The sequence below is a fragment of the Corynebacterium sp. UMB4614 genome, assembly GCF_030217065.1.
GTDB lineage: Bacteria > Actinomycetota > Actinomycetes > Mycobacteriales > Mycobacteriaceae > Corynebacterium.
The window spans coordinates 18,773-35,947 of record NZ_JASONC010000004.1; the positions used below are offsets into that span (position 1 = coordinate 18,773).

Genomic DNA, 17,175 nt, shown 5'->3' on the forward strand with positions numbered 1-17,175 from the left:
TGGCGGACGTCGGGCTAGGTGTCAGCCAACCTCGCGCGGAGCACGGCTCGGGAAAATCAGCCTGCGATCAGGTGCGAAGAATCCCGATGTTGCTCGGAGCGGAGATCTTCATCCGCCGGCGCACGATGCGTGCGTTGCTGTCCCGTGATGGCCTCCACCAGTTCCCCGGAGCGGGTCGCGATGTTGGAGAGCAACGTGGAACCGAGTCCATGCGTGGCCTCAGTTGCTCCCTGCACGAAGAGTCCTGGCACGCGCTCGCCATTGAGCACGGCGCCGTAATCCCTAGTGACGGTGAATTCTTCACTGCCGTGACTATCAGCGTGAATCCCCGCAAGACCGCGAGATCGGAAGCCCGTGGCGCACACCACCACGTCAAAGTTTTCTGTCACCACGTCTCCGGTTACTCGGTGGCGAATGTCCACGTCGACGCTGCCGTCGGAACAATTACGCGCACCGAGCACCTCCGTGGTCCGGCGAATATCGAGCCGCTGACGCCCGGTGACGCTTTCCCGATACTGACGGTCGTGGAGCTCATCGAGGAGCTCAGATTCCACGCAGGCGTAATTGGTGTACCGGTGGCGGATCAACAGCTCGTTGCGGATCGCATCGGGCGCATGGAAGAAGTCATCAACGGCCTCCGGGTCGAACACCCGATTGGCGAAGGGGCTGTCATCGGCGGGGATGAAGCCGTAGCTGTTCAAGCTGCCCGTGACGGTATCGATATGCGGGCAATCGTGGAAGTACCGGATGGCCTCGGCTGCGGACTGGCCCGCGCCGATCACCAAAGCTCGGCGGATATCCCACCCACTGTTCAGCAGCTTCTTGGTGCGCGGGAGCAAATCGATGTTGTGGAAGATGCGCGAGGTGTCCAAGGAGCTGTCCTCTGCCCACGCAGGCATCTTGGCTTCCAGACCGCGGGCAACCACCACGTTGCGGCAGCGAATGGACTCCGACTGCTGAGCTCGCTGCCCTTCGGACTCACCGCTTCCTAACTTCCTGCGGACGTGCACCACAAAACGAGCTCCGTCTGCGGCCGGTTCCGGAAGCGTCTCGATGGACGTCACGGTGGTGTTGTACTGCGTGTCCACGGTGATGTGATCCGCGATCCATCGGAGGTAATCGGCGAATTCCACGCGTTCCGGGGTGAAGGTTTGGCGGTTAATGAAATCAATCAAGCGGTCGCTGTGATGCAAGTAGTTGATGAAGCTGAAGCGGCTCTGCGGATTGCGCACCGTAACCAGGTCTTTAAGGAAGCTGATCTGCATGTTGGATCCTTCGAGGAGCATGCCTGGGTGCCAGTTGAATTCCGGGCGGGCTTCCACAAAGAGTGCATCGAGTTCTGGAGCTTGCTCTTCGATAGCTACCGCGAGCCCGAGGTTTCCGGGGCCGATGCCGATCCCGACGATGTCGCGGACGGAATTTTCGTGGGTACTGCGCTCTGCGGATGTCTGAGCTTGACGATCGATGATGGTCACTATGGCCTCTCTGTAGGATGCGCCAACCAACTTCTTAGGGTAGGCAATGCAAAGGGTAGGCTAACCTATCTTCTATTGCTCAACAATCCCCTAGCGGGAATTGCTCACCCCGCGTCCGCAAACTCCCAGCTAGAGGCTTCACATCAACTACGTCCTCGGCTACCGACTGGAAGGCCCTCCCCACACACAGGACCACCGTGGTACGCCCGCGGCGAATATCTCTCACCGCACGCGCCACTTTCATGCCCGTCATTGAATCCACTGACGAGACCGGATCAACCATCACCAACATCTCCGGCTCAGCCAGTAGCGCTCGTGCCAATCCCAGCCGCTGCCGCTGACCACCGGAAAGATTGCGCGCACCTTCGGTCAGCTCGTGATCCAATACCCCGGCTGAATGAGCCGCCCCCGGCGCCAGTTCATCGAGCCCTAAGGCGTTAAGAATGTCTACTGCATCCTCCGCCCTGCCCTCTCCAGAGCTCCGCAGCACCGCCTGCCCCACTGTGTCCCCAAACAATGCCGGCTTCCGAGGCTCGGCAAGCACAGCGGAACGCACATCGTCTACCGAGATCTCGCAAATATCGCGCCCCCGGATCCACAGTTGTTGAGTTTGTGGCCTAGTCAGGGAGCCAAGCTCCATCGACTCCCCCGCGACCAACGCATCCACCAGAGCATCTGCCCATGCGGCTGAACAGTGCACCACCGTCAGTCGCCCCTCTGCGAACGCCACGGAAGCCTGCTCTGATCCCTCGACCTCGCCGTCTCCTTCGGCCTCACCGTCTCCACCGCGCATGGAAATGGCAGGCGTGCCAATCTGAGCAGATGGCACGCCCTGCCCCTCACGCAGCCGCTGAGCTTCCGCCACGCGCTGCAGCCTCCGAACGGAAGCCCTCGCCAATCCAATGAAGCGCGGCATTCTGCTGCACTGCCGCATCGGCTCCGCGATAAATTGTGACAGCGCCACCACGGTGACCAACTCCCCCAACGTCACATCGCCGGAAATGGTTCGATAGCCCGCGTACAGGCCCACCGCACTCAGCAACAGCACATTGCTGCCCATCGCCACGGCTTCATAACCTCCGCTGACCCACGCGAGCTTCCGAGCATCCGCACACGCCTCTTCAGATTTACGCGCATATCCACGGTAGGCCGGATGCGCGCCAGCCACTCCCGAGATCACCGGCAGCCCCTGCAGAATGTCGGTCATGCGCGCGGTCACTCGCGCGAGCAGAGTTTGTTGCCGCTCCGCGCGGCGTTCAATGATCTGAGACAGCCGGTGCAGGACTATCAACACCACCGCGCTGAGCACCAACACCACCACTCCCAGTGGCAGATCAATCAGCGCCAGAACAATCGTGCAGAAAATGGCTCCCACCAGCGCACTGATCCCCACCGGGACCACTTCGATGATGTCTACCGCCTGCACCACGTCTTCACCCACCACCGTGGGCAATTCCTGGCGAGGCAGACTGTCCGCATCGTCGGAATACCCACCATGGCTCACCACCTGCGAGGTGATGCCTGCCCGCAATTCACATACGTTCCGAGCCGACGTAGCCTGCAGTATCCGGAACCCTGTCTGCCAGCTCACAGACACCGTCGCCAGCGTAGCGCCTAAGGCTGCGATTCCACCCACCAGGTGCCACACATTCTCGCTAGCGATAAGACTGTGCGCCAACCATCCCAGTAACACCGCAATCATGGCTTCTGCCACGTGGTAGATGCTCAGCAACAAGCCACTCAGAGCCATCGCGCGAGAATTTTTTCTGACCAGCCCGCGCAGCGTCACCACCTTGTTGTCAGACACGCGCCTGCCTCCCCTGCTCATTCCAGGCGGTCCACATATCGGCATATGTTCCGTTTCTTGCTGCCAGCTCCTCGTGCGTACCTGTTTCCACCACGCGCCCGCGCTCCATCACCACCACGCTATCGGCGGAGGTTGCTTGGCTGAGCCGGTGCGCAATCACCATCGCCGTCCGTCCGCGGATCGCCGCGCGGGCAGCGTCCTCCAAGGACATCGAAAAGGCCTCGTGTGATTGCTGTGTTTCCTCGAGGTCACCGTCATCTTCGGCCGTTGATTCGTCAAGAATGACGACGCCAGCCCGAGACAATGCCACCCTGGCCAGCGCCAGACGCTGTGCCGCCACCGCATCTACGTGCAGGCCCCCTTCGCCCAGCATTGTGTCTAAGCCCTGCTTGTCGCCATGGGACAAGGATGTGCACCAATCTTCCGCACCGGTTCGGCGCAGCGCATCCCATATTTCTGCGTCGCTGGCACCTTCGGCTGCCAGCAGGAGATTATCGCGCAAACTCATCGCGAAGACGTAGTTTTCCTGGGAGGCAACGCAAAAGATCGAGCTTCTTTCTTGCGCACTCATTCCCACCACGTCGCACCCCCCAACGGTGATCACACCCGGCTCTGCCATCTCGAGGGTTCCAGAGACAATTTCCGCAACCGTGGACTTGCCAGCTCCCGATCCGCCGACCACGCATACCGTGCACCCCGCAGGGATGTGGAACGCCAAGTCATGCAAGATCTCTGGGCCATCCTCGTACCGATAATTCAGGCCCTTGACCTCTACAGCTGGACTCTGCCGATGCGAGGAGTAGTCATCAATCGGCTGTGGCGTATCCGCACCCGCGGAGCGAATGAGTCCCACGATGCGCCCCAAGGCCGCCCCGCTGCGCTGCAGTTCATCAAAGGTGAACAGAATCGTGCCGATCGGCACGAACTGACGGTGGAACAGAATCAACGCTGCCGAGATCTCGCCCACCGTCACCGCATCTTCGCGGAAGAGCAACCAGCCTACGACAGACAGGGCTGACAACCCCATGAACTCCGCGAAGTTCTCCCGCGCCACCAGCCCGGAAAACACACGAAACGCAGCGATTGATTCGTCCCGCGAAGCCTGCGCGTAGCGCCTGGTGAGACCTTGGCGGCTATCCACCAGCCGATGCGAACGAACCGAACGAATGCCCTCCATAGAACCTTGCAAGGAACCGATGACACCGGCTTCTAATTCGCGTTGGCGTCGATACAAAGGGGCAGAACGAGGAAGATACCATCGCAACCCCAGCGCATAGAACGGAATCCCGCACAGCCCCGCCAACGCGAGGCGCCAATCCAACCCCGCTATTCCAGCGCTGGCCACCACGACCATCACCAGCGCGCTGAGGGTCGATGGAACCGACTTGCGGGCACTGCTCACCAGCGCGGCGACATCCGCACCAACTCGGCCCAGCACCTCTCCCCGGCCCAGGGACTCCACCGTGGTGGAAGGCAGATTCAGCACCGCGGCGACGGCGCGCTCACGCAACTTCGCAACTACCTGGGCAATCGTCACACCCGTCAGCGCCTCCGCAAGGCCAGCGACAACGGCAGTACCAACACACGCCACGGCAGCCCACACAATCACCTTCAGCACGCCAGACTTGCCGTCACCGGCGGCTACCGCATCGATGACGCTGGCCAGCAGATAAATGGGCACCAGAGAGCAAGGCACCGGCGAAAGTGAACAGCACCGCACTAATTGCTGGAGTTGCGGTGCGACGGAGCAGGCGGCCAATCTCCGCAGCGGACTCACCAGGCGAAGCAGTGGGAAGTGCGGCACTCACTTAAGCGTGAGACTTTCCTGCCGGTTGCAAGGTGGTCCACTCGCGGTCGATGAACTCCATCGCCTCGTCCCGCGATACCCCGCCGTCTACGCCACGGGAAGGGTCTCCCAGAGCCACGGTCCATCCGTCTGGCACGGCGGCGAACGTAGGCCACAACGAGTACTGTCCCTCGTCGTTGATAAGGGCGAAGAAGCTGCCCTGTTCGTCATCAAACGGGTTGCTAGACAACATGCGCTCCTTGTCTCATGATGCGGAAATAACGGGTTTATGGGCTGCGTTGGCCAAAGTGGTGGCACAAGTGCAGCAAGCGTGAATTAACTTAGCGTAACCTAATATGCAGCTTTTGAGAAGGGGCGTGGATAGCAAAAGACCCGCCATAGGCGGTTGCCTACGGCGGGTATATAGTGCGAATTTCCACCTTACCACGACTGACTTACATCAGCACACCGGCAAAGACCGGAAAGTCTTAGAGAAAACTAGCGAGCCTTCTCTACGATGTCCAGGAGACGGAAGTGCTTGTCCTTGGACAGCGGGCGGGTCTCCTCGATGCGGACGCGGTCGCCGACACCGGCGAGGCCTTCCTCATCGTGAGCCTTCACGCGAGAGTTACGGCGCATGATCTTGCCGTACAGTGCGTGCTGCTTGCGGTCCTCCAGCTCGACGACGATGGTCTTAGCCATCTTGTCGGAGACCACGTAGCCGGTGCGGACCTTCTTCTGGCCCTTTTCCTTCTTGTTCACGTTAGCCTCACTCATGCTGCGTCACCACCAGGGTTGGTCGACAGCCCGAGCTCGCGCTCGCGCAGGACCGTGTAGATGCGAGCGATGTCCTTCTTGACAACGCCCAGACGACGGTTGTTGGTCAGCTGGCCGGTCGCCATCTGGAAGCGAAGGTTGAACAGCTCTTCCTTGCTCTCCTTCAGGCGGGTGGTCAGCTCCTCGTTGCTGAGCTCGCGGAGCTCAGAGGCTGGGATACCAGTAGCCATTAGAACTGATCCTCCTTCTTCACGATGCGCACCTTGCATGGCAGCTTCGCGCCGGCGCGGCGCAGAGCCTCCAACGCGGTCTGCTCATCTGGGTACGACATCTCGAACAGGATGCGGCCAGGCTTGACGTTGGCGACCCACTTCTCGACCGGGCCCTTACCGGAACCCATACGCACGCCAAGCGGCTTCTGGGTCAGCGGACGGTCCGGGAAGATGTTGATCCACACCTTGCCACCACGCTTGATGTGGCGGTTGATGGCAATACGTGCAGCCTCGATCTGACGGTTCGTGATGTAGGTCGGCTCCAGGGCCTGCAGGCCGTAGTCGCCGAAGGTCACACGGTTGCCGCCCTTGGACAAACCGCTACGGTTCGGGCGGTGCTGGCGGCGGAACTTAACGCGCTTGGGGATAAGCATTTGTTCTTAGCCCTCCTGCTTCTTCTCGGCGCGCTGGCGGCGTGCACCACCGCGGCGCGGGCGCTCACGGCGACCACCGCGGGACGGGCGCTCGTCGCGAGCGTTCATCAGGGACTCGCGGCGACCGCCGACGACGTCACCCTTGTAGATCCACACCTTGACGCCGATGCGGCCGAAGGTGGTGTGGGCCTCGTGGGTGCCGTAGTCGATCTCGGCACGGAGGGTGTGCAGCGGAACGCGACCCTCGTGGTAGCGCTCGGTGCGACCCATCTCCGCGCCGCCCAGGCGACCGGAGCAGACAACCTTGATGCCCTTGACCTGTGGCTGACGCATTGCACCCTGGATTGCCTTGCGCATAGCGCGGCGGAATGCAACACGGTTGACCAGCTGCTCGGCGATGGACTGAGCCACCAGCTGAGCGTTGGCATCAACGTTCTTGACTTCGAGGATGTTGAGCTGGACCTGCTTGCCGGTGAGCTTCTCGAGCTTGCCGCGGATGCGGTCAGCCTCGGAGCCACGACGGCCGATCACGATGCCCGGACGTGCGGTGTGGATGTCGACGCGCACACGGTCGTGCGTGCGCTCGATGACCACGTTCGCGATGCCGGCGCGCTCGAGGCCCTCGGAGAGGAACTCGCGGATCTTGATGTCTTCGGCAAGGTAGTCAGCGTACTGCTTGTCGGCGTACCAGCGGGACCGCCAATCGGAGGTGATACCCAGCCGGAGGCCGTGGGGTTGAATCTTCTGGCCCACTACTGAGCACTTCCCTTCTGGCTCTCGACTACCACGGTGATGTGGCTGCTGCGCTTACGGATGTGGAAAGCACGACCCTGAGCGCGCGGACGGAAACGACGCATGGTCGGGCCCTCGTCGGCGTATGCCTCGGAGATGACCAGGGTGCGCGGATCCAGACCAAAGTTGTTCTCTGCGTTAGCCGCTGCGGAGGCAACAACCTTGGCGACGTCCTCGGAAGCAGCCTGCGGGGCGTACTTCAGGATTGCCAGGGCGTCCTCGACGGACTTACCGCGGACCAGGTCGATCACGCGGCGTGCCTTCATCGGGCTGACGCGCACGAAACGCGCGGTGGCGCGTGCGGAATTCACAGTTTCAGTCATGATTATCGACGACCCTTCATGTCGTCCTTGACGTGACCCTTAAAGGTCTTCGTCGGTGCGAACTCGCCCAGCTTGTGACCAACCATCGAGTCATCGATGAACACCGGCACGTGCTTGCGGCCGTCGTGGACGGCGAAGGTGTGACCGATGAAGTCGGGCAAGATAGTCGAGCGGCGGGACCAGGTCTTGATGACCTGCTTGGTGCCCTTCTCGTTCTGAGCATCCACCTTGTTGAGGAGGTGCTCGTCAACGAATGGGCCCTTCTTAAGGCTGCGTGGCATTCTCTGCTACCTCCTCTTAGCGCTTCTTGTTGGGACGGCGACGGCGGACAATCATCTTGTCGCTCGGGCGGTTCGGGCGGCGGGTGCGGCCCTCCAGCTGACCCCATGGGGACACTGGGTGGCGGCCACCGGACGTGCGGCCCTCACCACCACCGTGCGGGTGGTCGACCGGGTTCATAGCAGCACCGCGGACGGTCGGGCGCCAGCCCTTCCAGCGCATGCGGCCGGCCTTGCCCCAGCGGATGTTGATCTGCTCCTGGTTACCGACCTCGCCGACGGTTGCACGGCAACGGATGTCGACGCGGCGGATCTCGGAGGACGGCATACGCAGGACTGCGTACTTGCCTTCCTTACCCAGCAGCTGGATCGAGGCACCAGCGGAGCGGGCCATCTTGGCGCCGCCGCCTGGCTTCAGCTCGACGCAGTGGATGGTGGTACCGGCCGGGATGTTACGCAGCGGCAGGTTGTTACCAACCTTGATGTCTGCGTTCGGGCCGGACTCGACCAGTGCGCCCTGCTTCAGGCCGCGCGGGGCGATGATGTAGCGCTTCTCGCCGTCGCGGTAGTGCAGCAGTGCAATGTTTGCGGTGCGGTTCGGGTCGTACTCGATGTGAGCGACCTTTGCGACCACGCCGTCCTTGTCGTTACGACGGAAGTCGATCACGCGGTAGCGACGCTTGTGGCCGCCACCCTTGTGACGGGTGGTGATGTGGCCGTGAACGTTGCGGCCACCGGTCTTCGACAGCGGGCGCAGCAGAGACTTCTCTGGAGTGGAGCGAGTGATCTCGCTGAACTCGGAGACGGAGCTCGCGCGGCGACCCGGCGTAGTCGGCTTGTACTTACGAATAGCCATACTTTTGCTTCCTCTTTACCTGTCGGTTTGCCGGCGCTTACGCGACGGTGCCACCGAAGATGTCGATCGGATCGCTGCCGGCGACCAGGGTCACCATGGCGCGCTTGGTGGCCTTGCGACGACCGTAGCCGTAGCGGGTGCGCTTGAGCTTGCCCTCACGGTTTGCGGTGTTGACGCTGGCGACCTTCACGCCGAAGATCTGCTCGACGGCAATCTTGATCTGGGTCTTGTTGGACGTTGGTGCGACGAGGAACGTGTACACGTTCTGCTCCATCAGGGCGTAAGACTTTTCAGACACGACCGGAGCGATGATGACGTCGCGAGGATCTACAACCTTGTTGCTCACTTAGCCTCCTCCTTCGTGTTCTGGTCCTCAGCCTTGTTGGCGCCGCTTGCGGCCTTGATGAAGGCGTCCAGTGCCTCGACAGAGAACACGACGTCGTCTGCGTGCAGAACGTCGTAGGTGTTCAGCTGGTCTGCCGGCAGTGCGTGCACGTTCGGCAGGTTGGCGACGGACTTGCGAGCGGTCAGGTCCTCACGGGTGAGGACGACCAGGATCTGCTTGCGCTCGGTCAGACGCTCCAGGAAGGAACGTGCAGACTTGGTGGATGGGATCTGGCCCGGCACGAGCTCTTCGATCACGTGGATGCGGGAGTGGCGTGCGCGGTCAGACAGGGCGCCGCGCAGTGCGGCAGCCTTCATCTTCTTCGGGGTGCGCTGGGAGTAGTCGCGCGGCTGCGGGCCGTGGACCGTGCCACCACCGGTGAAGTGTGGTGCGCGGATGGAGCCCTGGCGTGCGCGGCCGGTGCCCTTCTGGCGGAATGGCTTGCGGCCACCGCCACGGACCTCGCCGCGACCCTTGGTTGCGTGCGTGCCCTGGCGCTTCGCTGCGAGCTGAGCGGTAACGACCTGGTGCATCAGCGCGACGGACGCCTCAACATCGAAGATGGATGCTGGGAGCTCTACGCTGCCGTTGGTCTTACCATCAGCGGTATGTACATCAAGCTTCAGATTGCTCATGCTTTAGCACCGCCCTTCACTGCGGTCTTGACAACGACGATGCCGCCGTTGATACCCGGAACTGCGCCCTTGATGAGCAGCAGGTTGGAATCGGTATCGACCTTGGCAACCTTCAGGTTCTGCATGGTCACGCGGTTGTTGCCCATGCGACCTGCCATGCGCTTGCCCTTGAAGACGCGCCCCGGGGTAGCGGCTCCACCGATACCACCGACGCGACGGTGCGCTGCCTGGTTACCGTGTGCTGCACCCTGGCCAGCAAAGCCGTGGCGCTTCATGCCGCCGGCGAAGCCGTGACCCTTGGAGGTGCCGGTGACGTCCACGAAGTCGACCTCGTTGAAGATCTCGACGGTTACGTCCTGGCCAACCTCGTAGCCGGAAGCATCCGCGACGCGGATCTCGGCGACGTGGCGACGAGGGGTAACGCCGGCCTTCTTGAAGTGGCCAGACTCAGGCTTGTTGACCTTACGTGGGTCGATCTCACCGAATGCGATCTGGACGGCCTCGTAGCCGTCGATGTCCTTGGTGCGCACCTGGGTTACGACACAAGGCCCAGCCTCGACGACGGTGACCGGTACGACGCGGTTCTCGTCATCGAAGATCTGGGTCATGCCGAGCTTCTTGCCCAGGATGCCCTTGATCTCAATATCACTCATAGTTTTGTTCTCCGCTGCCTTTAAGCTGCTGTATTCAGACTCGACTCAGGCTTACTGAATGTTGACGTCGACGCTTGCCGGAAGGTCGATGCGCATGAGGGCATCAACGGTCTTCGGGGTTGGGTCGAGAATGTCGATCAGGCGCTTGTGAGTACGCATCTCGAAGTGCTCGCGCGAGTCCTTGTACTTGTGCGGCGAACGGATGACGCAGTAAACGTTCTTTTCAGTTGGCAACGGCACCGGGCCGACTACACGGGCGCCGGTACGAGTGACCGTCTCAACAATCTTCTTGGCAGAAGCGTCGATTGCCTCGTGATCGTAGGCCTTGAGCCTGATGCGGATCTTCTGTCCCGCCACGCTTGTCCTCTTCCTCAGCGTGCCCACGTTCTCGACCTGCTGTCGAGCTTGTGAGCGAACACGCTTCTTTTCTTGTCTTAACGCTGTCCGGCCGTGGGGCCTGGTCCAGACGCCAGTTTGCTCAGTGTCTTCTCTGTTCACTTCGTTGCACCGGTTGGGGTGGTAAACGATCGCGTTTGCGTTGTTCACAAAGCACACACTGTGTGTTGGAAGAGACCCTCCCCGCGTGGGGACTAGTGCTCATGCGCCTAAATACTGCTGGTTATCTGCAGTTGTGGACGCAGAGGAGGCAAAAGGTTCTTTCCTTATGCTTACTGCCGCTGTTCATTTACCATGTCCCACTCCGGCACCCGCGGTCGGGCGTGTCGCCGTTCCCGCGCGAAGTACCGCACAGCAGAGTTATCCCCCACTGTGTTGGTTCATGCTCGCTTCACCATCAGCACCTTCTTGGCTGGGCGTTTTATCCTGATCAGTTCCGGTTAGGCTTAATCAAGCACGCATGGCCTCATGTGCCGTGTTAAAGCAACGTCAAGTATTCAACCACATCGAACGCGCGAGGCCAAATTTATTTTTCTGAGCCCGCGGTGGCTCGTTCACGGTGGGCCGCGCACGACGGGAGCTTTAACACAGCATGTGCAACACGCATTAGAATCGCCACATAGTTTTCTCGTAGAGGTTTCAGGCGTGATCGTTGCTGACACCTCATATATAAGGAGGGCAAAACAGTGAGCGATTCTATGGATCCCCGTCGGCGCCACTCGGGCCCGAGGCGATCCCCGCTGCCCGCCCCACGTTCCCCGCAGTCCGACGAGGGCGGCCCGCAACCGCCGACCTACCGGCGCGCGAACACACCGGCGCCGGAGCGGGAGGCAGGGCAACGATCAACGCACAGCCCTCGCTCCGCAGATCACGGCGCGGCTCAAGGCCCTCACCCGCGCCCACGCCCTCGTGCGCAGCAGCCTCGCGGCAGTCGACCCATTCCGGAAGGTGAGCAACGCCCCCGCTCGCAGGGTGGGTCCCAGCGCCGCCGCCCGCTTCCACAGGGAGAGGCCAATACCCTCCGTTCACGCCAGGGCCAACCACAGCGCCGTCCCCGCCCCCAGGCATCAGAAGGGGGCCGCCCCACTCCGCCGGGCCAGCGCCGTCCACGTCCGCAGGGCGAACCCCAGCGTCCCCGCCCGCAAGGCGAACTCCAACGCCGCCGGCCGCAAGTTCCCGCTGACGGGCAACCGGGCGCTCGCCGCCCGCGTCACCCGCGCCCTGCCGGGGAGCAACCTCGTTACCGCAGGGATGACCAGCCCGTAGGCTCGGCTCCTCGTCGGCGCACCGCGACGTCCAGTAGCCCTGACCATGAGCACCGCGGCCCTCGGCAGGGTCGCACCCTTGGCCCGGAGATGACCGCTGTGCAGCAGCGCCGCGCCCGCCGGGATGAAAAGAGAGCTCAGCACCGGCGGCCAGAACCGCAGCTTGGCTCTGCCTGGCGGGAGACCTCTTCGCGCGATGGCAAGAAGAAGCCACTGTGGTTGAAACTCGGCGCCGCCGCATTGGCCCTGGTGCTCGTGTTTGCGCTCTGGCCCTCGGGCAAGTTCTCCCCTCCGGAGGACTTGGAGAATAACGAAGTAGTCGCAGAGCAGTCGCCTCCCATCGACCCCTCCCCTGTGATCGAGATGTACGTACCCGCATTGAAGATGCACGCCACCTTCGAGGAGGGTCCGTGCCGCGTGAAGGACGGCGCGATCAATCCAGACACGATGGACAAGGCCTGCACCTATACCTCGGAGGACAAGCCCTACTCCCTACCCGGCACCAACGCCAAGGACATCGTGGTCATTACGGGCCACACCGGCGCGGGCGTCCCAGCCGTATTTAACGACCTCTACGACGGCGCGAAGGATAAGCACAAGGTCAGCATCGGCGACAAGCTCTACCTGCGCACCCAGGCCTCCGGCGATACCTGGCTCGTATACTCCGCGACCGACCTCCACGACCCGGAGAAGCAAGGACTCTCACAAAGCCCTGAGATTTGGGGCGAGGGCCCCATGCCGGGCCGACTCCTGACGATCAGCTGCATTCAGCCCGCGAACCTGCTCGCCCCAGCGGTTCGCAATGCGGTGGTGGGCTGGCAGTTCCAGGGCACATCCACAACAGTGGACAAGGGTGCGGAGGAGCAAACACCCCAAGAAGCGGAGTAATGACAAGCTGAGAATTTCACCCCTTTTTGAGGGTTTTTCTCATTGGGAGTGCAAAATTTGTTGCGGGAGTTAAGAAAGCGCTTATAGTTGACTTTGTTGATGCCGCCCCCGATGTTTGGCATTACGCAACACCAATTTCTTTCAAGGAGAGATCATGAAGCGTTTTCCACGCACTCTGACCGCAGCCGTCATGGCTGGCGCCCTGGCAGTCGGTGGCGCAACCGTCGCACAGGCACAGGTTCCTGCTCCCGCTACCGCCGAGGTCGATGGAGTCACCTACTTCCTGCAGCCCAACGGTCGCTACTACAACCCTGACCTTGACGCCTACCTGACCGATGAACAGGCCGCTGAAGTCAAGAAGGCACACGAAAAGGCTAACGCGGGCGAGGATGCTTCGGGCGAGGACGGGAAGACCGAGGGCGACAAGTCCGAGGACGGGAAGACCGAGGACGGGAAGACCGAGGACGAGGATCCGGCTGGCGATGACAACCAGGACATCCCGGCACCGGCTACCAAGCAGGACTCCGAGGGCAACACCTGGTACCAGCACAAGGACGGCGAGATCTACGTCAAGGACCGCAACGACTGGAACGCCCCAGTCACCGACGAGCTCCGCAACGCCTACTACGAGGCTTTCCCAGACGCTAAGCCGGAGAACCCGGGCAGCTCCGACTCCGACAAAAAGAAGCTGGCTTGGCTGGCTCTGCCGGCAGCCCTGATCATCGGTGGCATCGTATGGCACCTGATGAAGGACGGCAAGACCTACACCCCGGACGAGTCCCGCAAGAACCAGGACCCAACCGCTGAGGAGAAGGCTGCTTCCGACAAGATGCTCGGCGAGAACAAGGACGAGGTCGTCGCACAGGGCGGTCAGCTGGCTGAGGGCGCTCAGGGTGCAGACCCCGCAGCTACCGACCGTGGTATCGCTGCTGAGACCGGCTCCAACGCTGCTGCCCGCGGCCTGGCTGCACTCGCAGTCGTCGCAATGGTTGCCGCTGGCGCTTTCGCAGCTTCCCGCAAGCTGTTCGCCTAATCACGGCATCAACGATTAACGGCCCCTCATCCGCCGAGCATCACGCTCTAGGCACTACGGGCAGTTAACCACCCCGGCTCACCCCCTCCCCCGAAAACGGCGGAGGGGGTGGGCTTTTCTATGCCCACGCGAGCCAACAACTGCGATAACCTGAAAGGCATTGCGCGCACAAACCGAGAAGGAACGGCAGCGTCAGAGCCAGCCCGGCAGCGCCAGCACCCTACAAGGGCACAGGACACCCGAGCAGGGCACCCAACCACCAAGGAGAGGCTTCCATGGCCAACCAGGCCCGCAACACCGGCGGCAACCAGAGCTTCCGCAAGAACCCGGAATACGTCAAGGCACGCCGCGCCATCGTCCGCGAGCACCACCCGGACCACGGCGGGAGCAACGAAGCCCTTATCGCCGAGCTCAAGAAGCTTGACGAGCGTTGGGAGCGCAAGACCGCGTTCAGCGCAGCCTTGCGGGAACAGTTCCAGGAGCACCGCCCCTCCTTCATCGACCCGAAGGCGGCGGAACAGGCGATCCAGTTTGCCGAGCGCTACGCGGACCCCGTCGTCTCCACCGCGGACTACCTCGTCGAGCGCGGAGAGAAGGGCAGCAAATGGCTCAAGGAGAAAGGCCAAGGCCTCTACGAGTCCAAGGTCCCACCCAAGGTGAAGAAGAAGGTCGAGAAGACCGCCCAGGACGTCCTCGACCGCGCCACAAAGCGCTTCAAGAACGGCAACTAAGCCCAAGAGGGGCTCTCGCCCCCGCTCCCCGGCCAGCGCAGCAGCCAGTTGCCCAGCCGCGAGGAATGGCAGCGGCAAGTTAACCCCCTGTCAGAACAGCCCAACAAGGTGGATGCGCGCCGGTCGCGGGTGGAGGCGGGCGACCCGGTACTTGTGCACCGTCATGTTTACCCGGGGGTATCTTTCACTACCCCTCCTCACCAATCCCCTAAAGATAGGTTAGCCTAACCTTGTCCATATAGGTTCGTTTTACACCATCTTGAGGAGATGATTGTGATCGCTAAAAATTCCCGCCGAATAACATCGGTGGGCATCGCCCTGGGAATGTTCAGTATCGGACTGGGGCCTGTGCTCGTCCCCATCGCCGGGGCTCAAACTGAGCAGACAGCCCTTCCGGCATCCGAGACCACCGAGAGTGGCAACGGCAGCTTGGACTGGGCATTGCGCGACTCCTTCCTGCGCTATTCCCTGGGGGCAACCAACGTCACTGACGGTGCCACCAAGATCTATTCCAACGGCACCGACAAGCCTTCGTCCGAAAGCGACACCGTTGAGCAGCACTACAGGTTCAACCTGAAGAAAGCGACCTTCGAGGAAGCGAGCCAGACCACCCGTGCCGAGTTTGAGGGACGGGTTGAATACTTCAAGTACTGCGAGGGCAAGCCTGCGCAGCGCGGTAACTGCGCACTGGAGTTGACGATCAAGGACCCCACCATTGTGCTGAGCCCAGACGGCTCGCATGTGGAAGCGGACGTGCGTTCCAAGCAATACCCGAGTGGCAAGATTTTCGAGAAGGACGATGCCAAGATCGCCCAGGCTTGGACCAAGACGGCCAAGTTTGAACAAAAGGGCGGGAAGAGTTCTTGGGAGGGCATCAATACTTCGCTGACAGAAGACGGTGTGCACACCTTCTCTGGTTTCTATGATCTGGGTGGCCCGCTGGCGCCACTAAGTTTCGAATACGAGGGCGAAGGCGGGCGCCCTGGGAACGACTCAGCACCATTGACCATTGGAGATCGCTTCCGTTCCAACCAGGAGGTTGGCCCAAACCGTATGCTGGGTCTGCGGGACTATGTAGCCCTGGCAACCCGCGTGAGTTCCGAAAGCAAAACCGCAGTTGAACTCTTCGATCCTAAGACGATGCAGGCAATCGGCGCCCCCCTCGAAGCCCCATTGCGGTACGACGAAAGTCTGCTGTACACCGAGGGGGCAGACAACAACATCTATTGGGTAGAGGGCAAGTCTTTGAAGGCCGCCACGGCCTCTGCGCAGGGATGGTCTACGCCCGTAACGCTTCACGACAACGTGGGTGCCGAGCCCACAGGCATTGCGTACGACGCTGCGAATGATCGTGTGGGAGTGATCGCCCGTGGCACCACCGACGATGACTCGACGCTAACCTGGGTGACTTCGACAGGAAAGGCCGACACTGCGAAGTTGACTCCGGCCCAGGACGTCGTAGCTGCACACAACCCGGAGACCAAGCTTTACGGCAATGGCCACAACCGAGATCTCTACGGCGAGGCTGGGACCTTCGCTCTGGCAAGCAGTATGAACGTGATGTCGGATGGCAACATTCTTTACCTGCCAGCGGCTGCAGTGAGCCTGGCGAACAATGAAACCTACCGCGTGCCGCCAGTGTTGATTAAGCCTGACGGTACTGCCAAGCTGGCCGAAGGTGGCACGCACTTGGGCACCATCGCCGATGGTGCTACCTATGCAACCCGCATGTCCACCGACGGAACCAACGTCGCATTCTTTAGCCATGACTCGTCTCGACCAGGGATGCAGTTCTTCCGCTATGAAGACGGTGCGCTTAGTCCGCAGTCCGACCGTGGCCCAGTTGGCGATCTGCAAAAAGTTTCGGACATTGCCTTCGTCGATGGCCAGGCTTTGGTGACGAGCGAATCAAAGTCGAAGCTGAGTTGGGTAGACCCGGCGACACGGACTGAAACTGAGAGCATCAACCTGCCAAACCAGAAGGATACGGCCGGCAAGCATCGGAACCTCCTGGAATGGAAGAACAAGGTGTTCGCTTACTCTATTGAGACGGACAACTCTACCTATCTTGAACACGCAGTAATCCTGCGTCTGGATTCCACTGATCCGAAGCAGGGAGACCACACTGACCAGGTAGAGCCAGCGGCGCCTGAAGAGCCGGGAACGGAACCAGAAGGTCAGCCAGGCTCTGAACAGGAGAAGCCGGACGCGGACACCAAGCCCGGCGAAGACACCAAGCCCGACGAGGACACGAAGCCGCAAGATGGCAACCAGTCGGACGAGCCGGATACCCCCGGGGATTCCAAGCCAGGGGGAGAAGGAAAGAAACCAAAGAGCGTGTGGGAACGCATCACCGGATTCTTCTCGACTGGCTTTGAGTGGATCGCGAAGATCTTCGACTGGCTATTCTCGCTGCTGCGCCTACCGTTCCTCGGTTCATAGCTAAGAG

The 17,175-nt window shown here is 61.5% G+C and carries 20 protein-coding genes; 5 read left to right on the forward strand and 15 right to left on the reverse strand.

Translation table 11 applies throughout. The features are described from left to right. Positions 1-56: 56 nt before the first annotated feature. The 15 genes from QP413_RS02780 to rpsJ all read right to left on the reverse strand — a co-directional run bounded on the left by QP413_RS02780 (position 57) and on the right by rpsJ (position 10,770). The gene (locus QP413_RS02780) at positions 57-1,475 is read right to left on the reverse strand and encodes a lysine N(6)-hydroxylase/L-ornithine N(5)-oxygenase family protein (RefSeq protein ID WP_012359586.1); all 1,419 of its coding nucleotides are present in this window, start codon (positions 1,473-1,475) and stop codon (positions 57-59) included. Between the two features lie 79 nt (positions 1,476-1,554). Continuing rightward, positions 1,555-3,282, reverse strand: a complete 1,728-nt coding sequence (locus QP413_RS02785; RefSeq protein WP_284780500.1) for an ABC transporter ATP-binding protein — start codon at positions 3,280-3,282, stop codon at positions 1,555-1,557. Continuing rightward, complete coding sequence (locus tag QP413_RS02790) at positions 3,275-4,963, reverse strand: ABC transporter ATP-binding protein (RefSeq protein ID WP_284780501.1); 1,689 nt, start codon at positions 4,961-4,963, stop codon at positions 3,275-3,277. The genes QP413_RS02785 and QP413_RS02790 overlap by 8 nt, the downstream gene beginning before the upstream one ends. A 127-nt stretch (positions 4,964-5,090) precedes the next feature. Next, the gene (locus tag QP413_RS02795; RefSeq protein ID WP_011274127.1) at positions 5,091-5,318 is read right to left on the reverse strand and encodes an MbtH family protein; all 228 of its coding nucleotides are present in this window, start codon (positions 5,316-5,318) and stop codon (positions 5,091-5,093) included. A 248-nt stretch (positions 5,319-5,566) separates the two neighbouring features. Continuing rightward, on the reverse strand, positions 5,567-5,845 hold the full coding sequence (gene rpsQ / locus QP413_RS02800; RefSeq protein ID WP_012359584.1) for a 30S ribosomal protein S17: 279 nt from the start codon (positions 5,843-5,845) through the stop codon (positions 5,567-5,569). Next, positions 5,842-6,075, reverse strand: coding sequence for a 50S ribosomal protein L29 (rpmC, locus tag QP413_RS02805; protein WP_015381236.1), 234 nt, complete (start codon positions 6,073-6,075; stop codon positions 5,842-5,844). Before rpmC ends, rpsQ begins: the two co-directional genes overlap by 4 nt. Continuing rightward, the gene (gene rplP / locus QP413_RS02810) at positions 6,075-6,491 is read right to left on the reverse strand and encodes a 50S ribosomal protein L16 (RefSeq protein ID WP_284780504.1); all 417 of its coding nucleotides are present in this window, start codon (positions 6,489-6,491) and stop codon (positions 6,075-6,077) included. The genes rpmC and rplP overlap by 1 nt, the downstream gene beginning before the upstream one ends. 6 nt (positions 6,492-6,497) lie before the next feature. Continuing rightward, positions 6,498-7,244, reverse strand: a complete 747-nt coding sequence (gene rpsC, locus QP413_RS02815; protein WP_012359581.1) for a 30S ribosomal protein S3 — start codon at positions 7,242-7,244, stop codon at positions 6,498-6,500. Beyond that, a complete protein-coding gene (rplV, locus tag QP413_RS02820) occupies positions 7,244-7,606 on the reverse strand; it encodes a 50S ribosomal protein L22 (protein WP_012359580.1) in 363 nt (120 codons plus the stop codon). Before rplV ends, rpsC begins: the two co-directional genes overlap by 1 nt. A gap of 2 nt (positions 7,607-7,608) precedes the next feature. After that, entirely contained in the window at positions 7,609-7,887 is a 279-nt protein-coding gene (gene rpsS / locus QP413_RS02825; protein ID WP_012359579.1) for a 30S ribosomal protein S19, read from the reverse strand. 16 nt (positions 7,888-7,903) lie between these two features. Continuing rightward, positions 7,904-8,740 carry a 50S ribosomal protein L2 gene (gene rplB, locus QP413_RS02830; protein WP_012359578.1) on the reverse strand — a complete coding sequence of 279 codons (837 nt, stop codon included), beginning with the start codon at positions 8,738-8,740 and terminating at the stop codon, positions 7,904-7,906. A 37-nt stretch (positions 8,741-8,777) separates the two neighbouring features. Beyond that, positions 8,778-9,086, reverse strand: a complete 309-nt coding sequence (gene rplW / locus QP413_RS02835; RefSeq protein ID WP_070758468.1) for a 50S ribosomal protein L23 — start codon at positions 9,084-9,086, stop codon at positions 8,778-8,780. Beyond that, positions 9,083-9,760 carry a 50S ribosomal protein L4 gene (rplD, locus tag QP413_RS02840; protein WP_012359576.1) on the reverse strand — a complete coding sequence of 226 codons (678 nt, stop codon included), beginning with the start codon at positions 9,758-9,760 and terminating at the stop codon, positions 9,083-9,085. Before rplD ends, rplW begins: the two co-directional genes overlap by 4 nt. Next, positions 9,757-10,413 carry a 50S ribosomal protein L3 gene (rplC, locus tag QP413_RS02845; protein ID WP_012359575.1) on the reverse strand — a complete coding sequence of 219 codons (657 nt, stop codon included), beginning with the start codon at positions 10,411-10,413 and terminating at the stop codon, positions 9,757-9,759. Before rplC ends, rplD begins: the two co-directional genes overlap by 4 nt. Before the next feature lie 51 nt (positions 10,414-10,464). Next, complete coding sequence (gene rpsJ, locus QP413_RS02850) at positions 10,465-10,770, reverse strand: 30S ribosomal protein S10 (protein WP_010120790.1); 306 nt, start codon at positions 10,768-10,770, stop codon at positions 10,465-10,467. A 987-nt stretch (positions 10,771-11,757) separates the two neighbouring features. On the opposite strand from rpsJ, the gene QP413_RS02855 reads away from it, so the two are divergent. The 5 genes from QP413_RS02855 (at position 11,758) to QP413_RS02875 (ending at position 17,168) form a co-directional block, all read left to right on the forward strand. Continuing rightward, positions 11,758-12,075, forward strand: a complete 318-nt coding sequence (locus QP413_RS02855; protein ID WP_284780506.1) for a hypothetical protein — start codon at positions 11,758-11,760, stop codon at positions 12,073-12,075. A gap of 89 nt (positions 12,076-12,164) precedes the next feature. Then, positions 12,165-12,962, forward strand: a complete 798-nt coding sequence (locus QP413_RS02860) for a hypothetical protein (protein WP_284780508.1) — start codon at positions 12,165-12,167, stop codon at positions 12,960-12,962. 154 nt (positions 12,963-13,116) lie between these two features. Then, positions 13,117-13,995 (forward strand): hypothetical protein, encoded by an 879-nt coding sequence (locus QP413_RS02865; RefSeq protein WP_284780510.1) that lies wholly within the window; start codon positions 13,117-13,119, stop codon positions 13,993-13,995. Between the two features lie 275 nt (positions 13,996-14,270). Next, a complete protein-coding gene (locus tag QP413_RS02870) occupies positions 14,271-14,726 on the forward strand; it encodes a hypothetical protein (protein WP_284780511.1) in 456 nt (151 codons plus the stop codon). A 267-nt stretch (positions 14,727-14,993) separates the two neighbouring features. Continuing rightward, a complete protein-coding gene (locus tag QP413_RS02875) occupies positions 14,994-17,168 on the forward strand; it encodes an HtaA domain-containing protein (protein WP_284780512.1) in 2,175 nt (724 codons plus the stop codon). Positions 17,169-17,175: the final 7 nt, after the last annotated feature.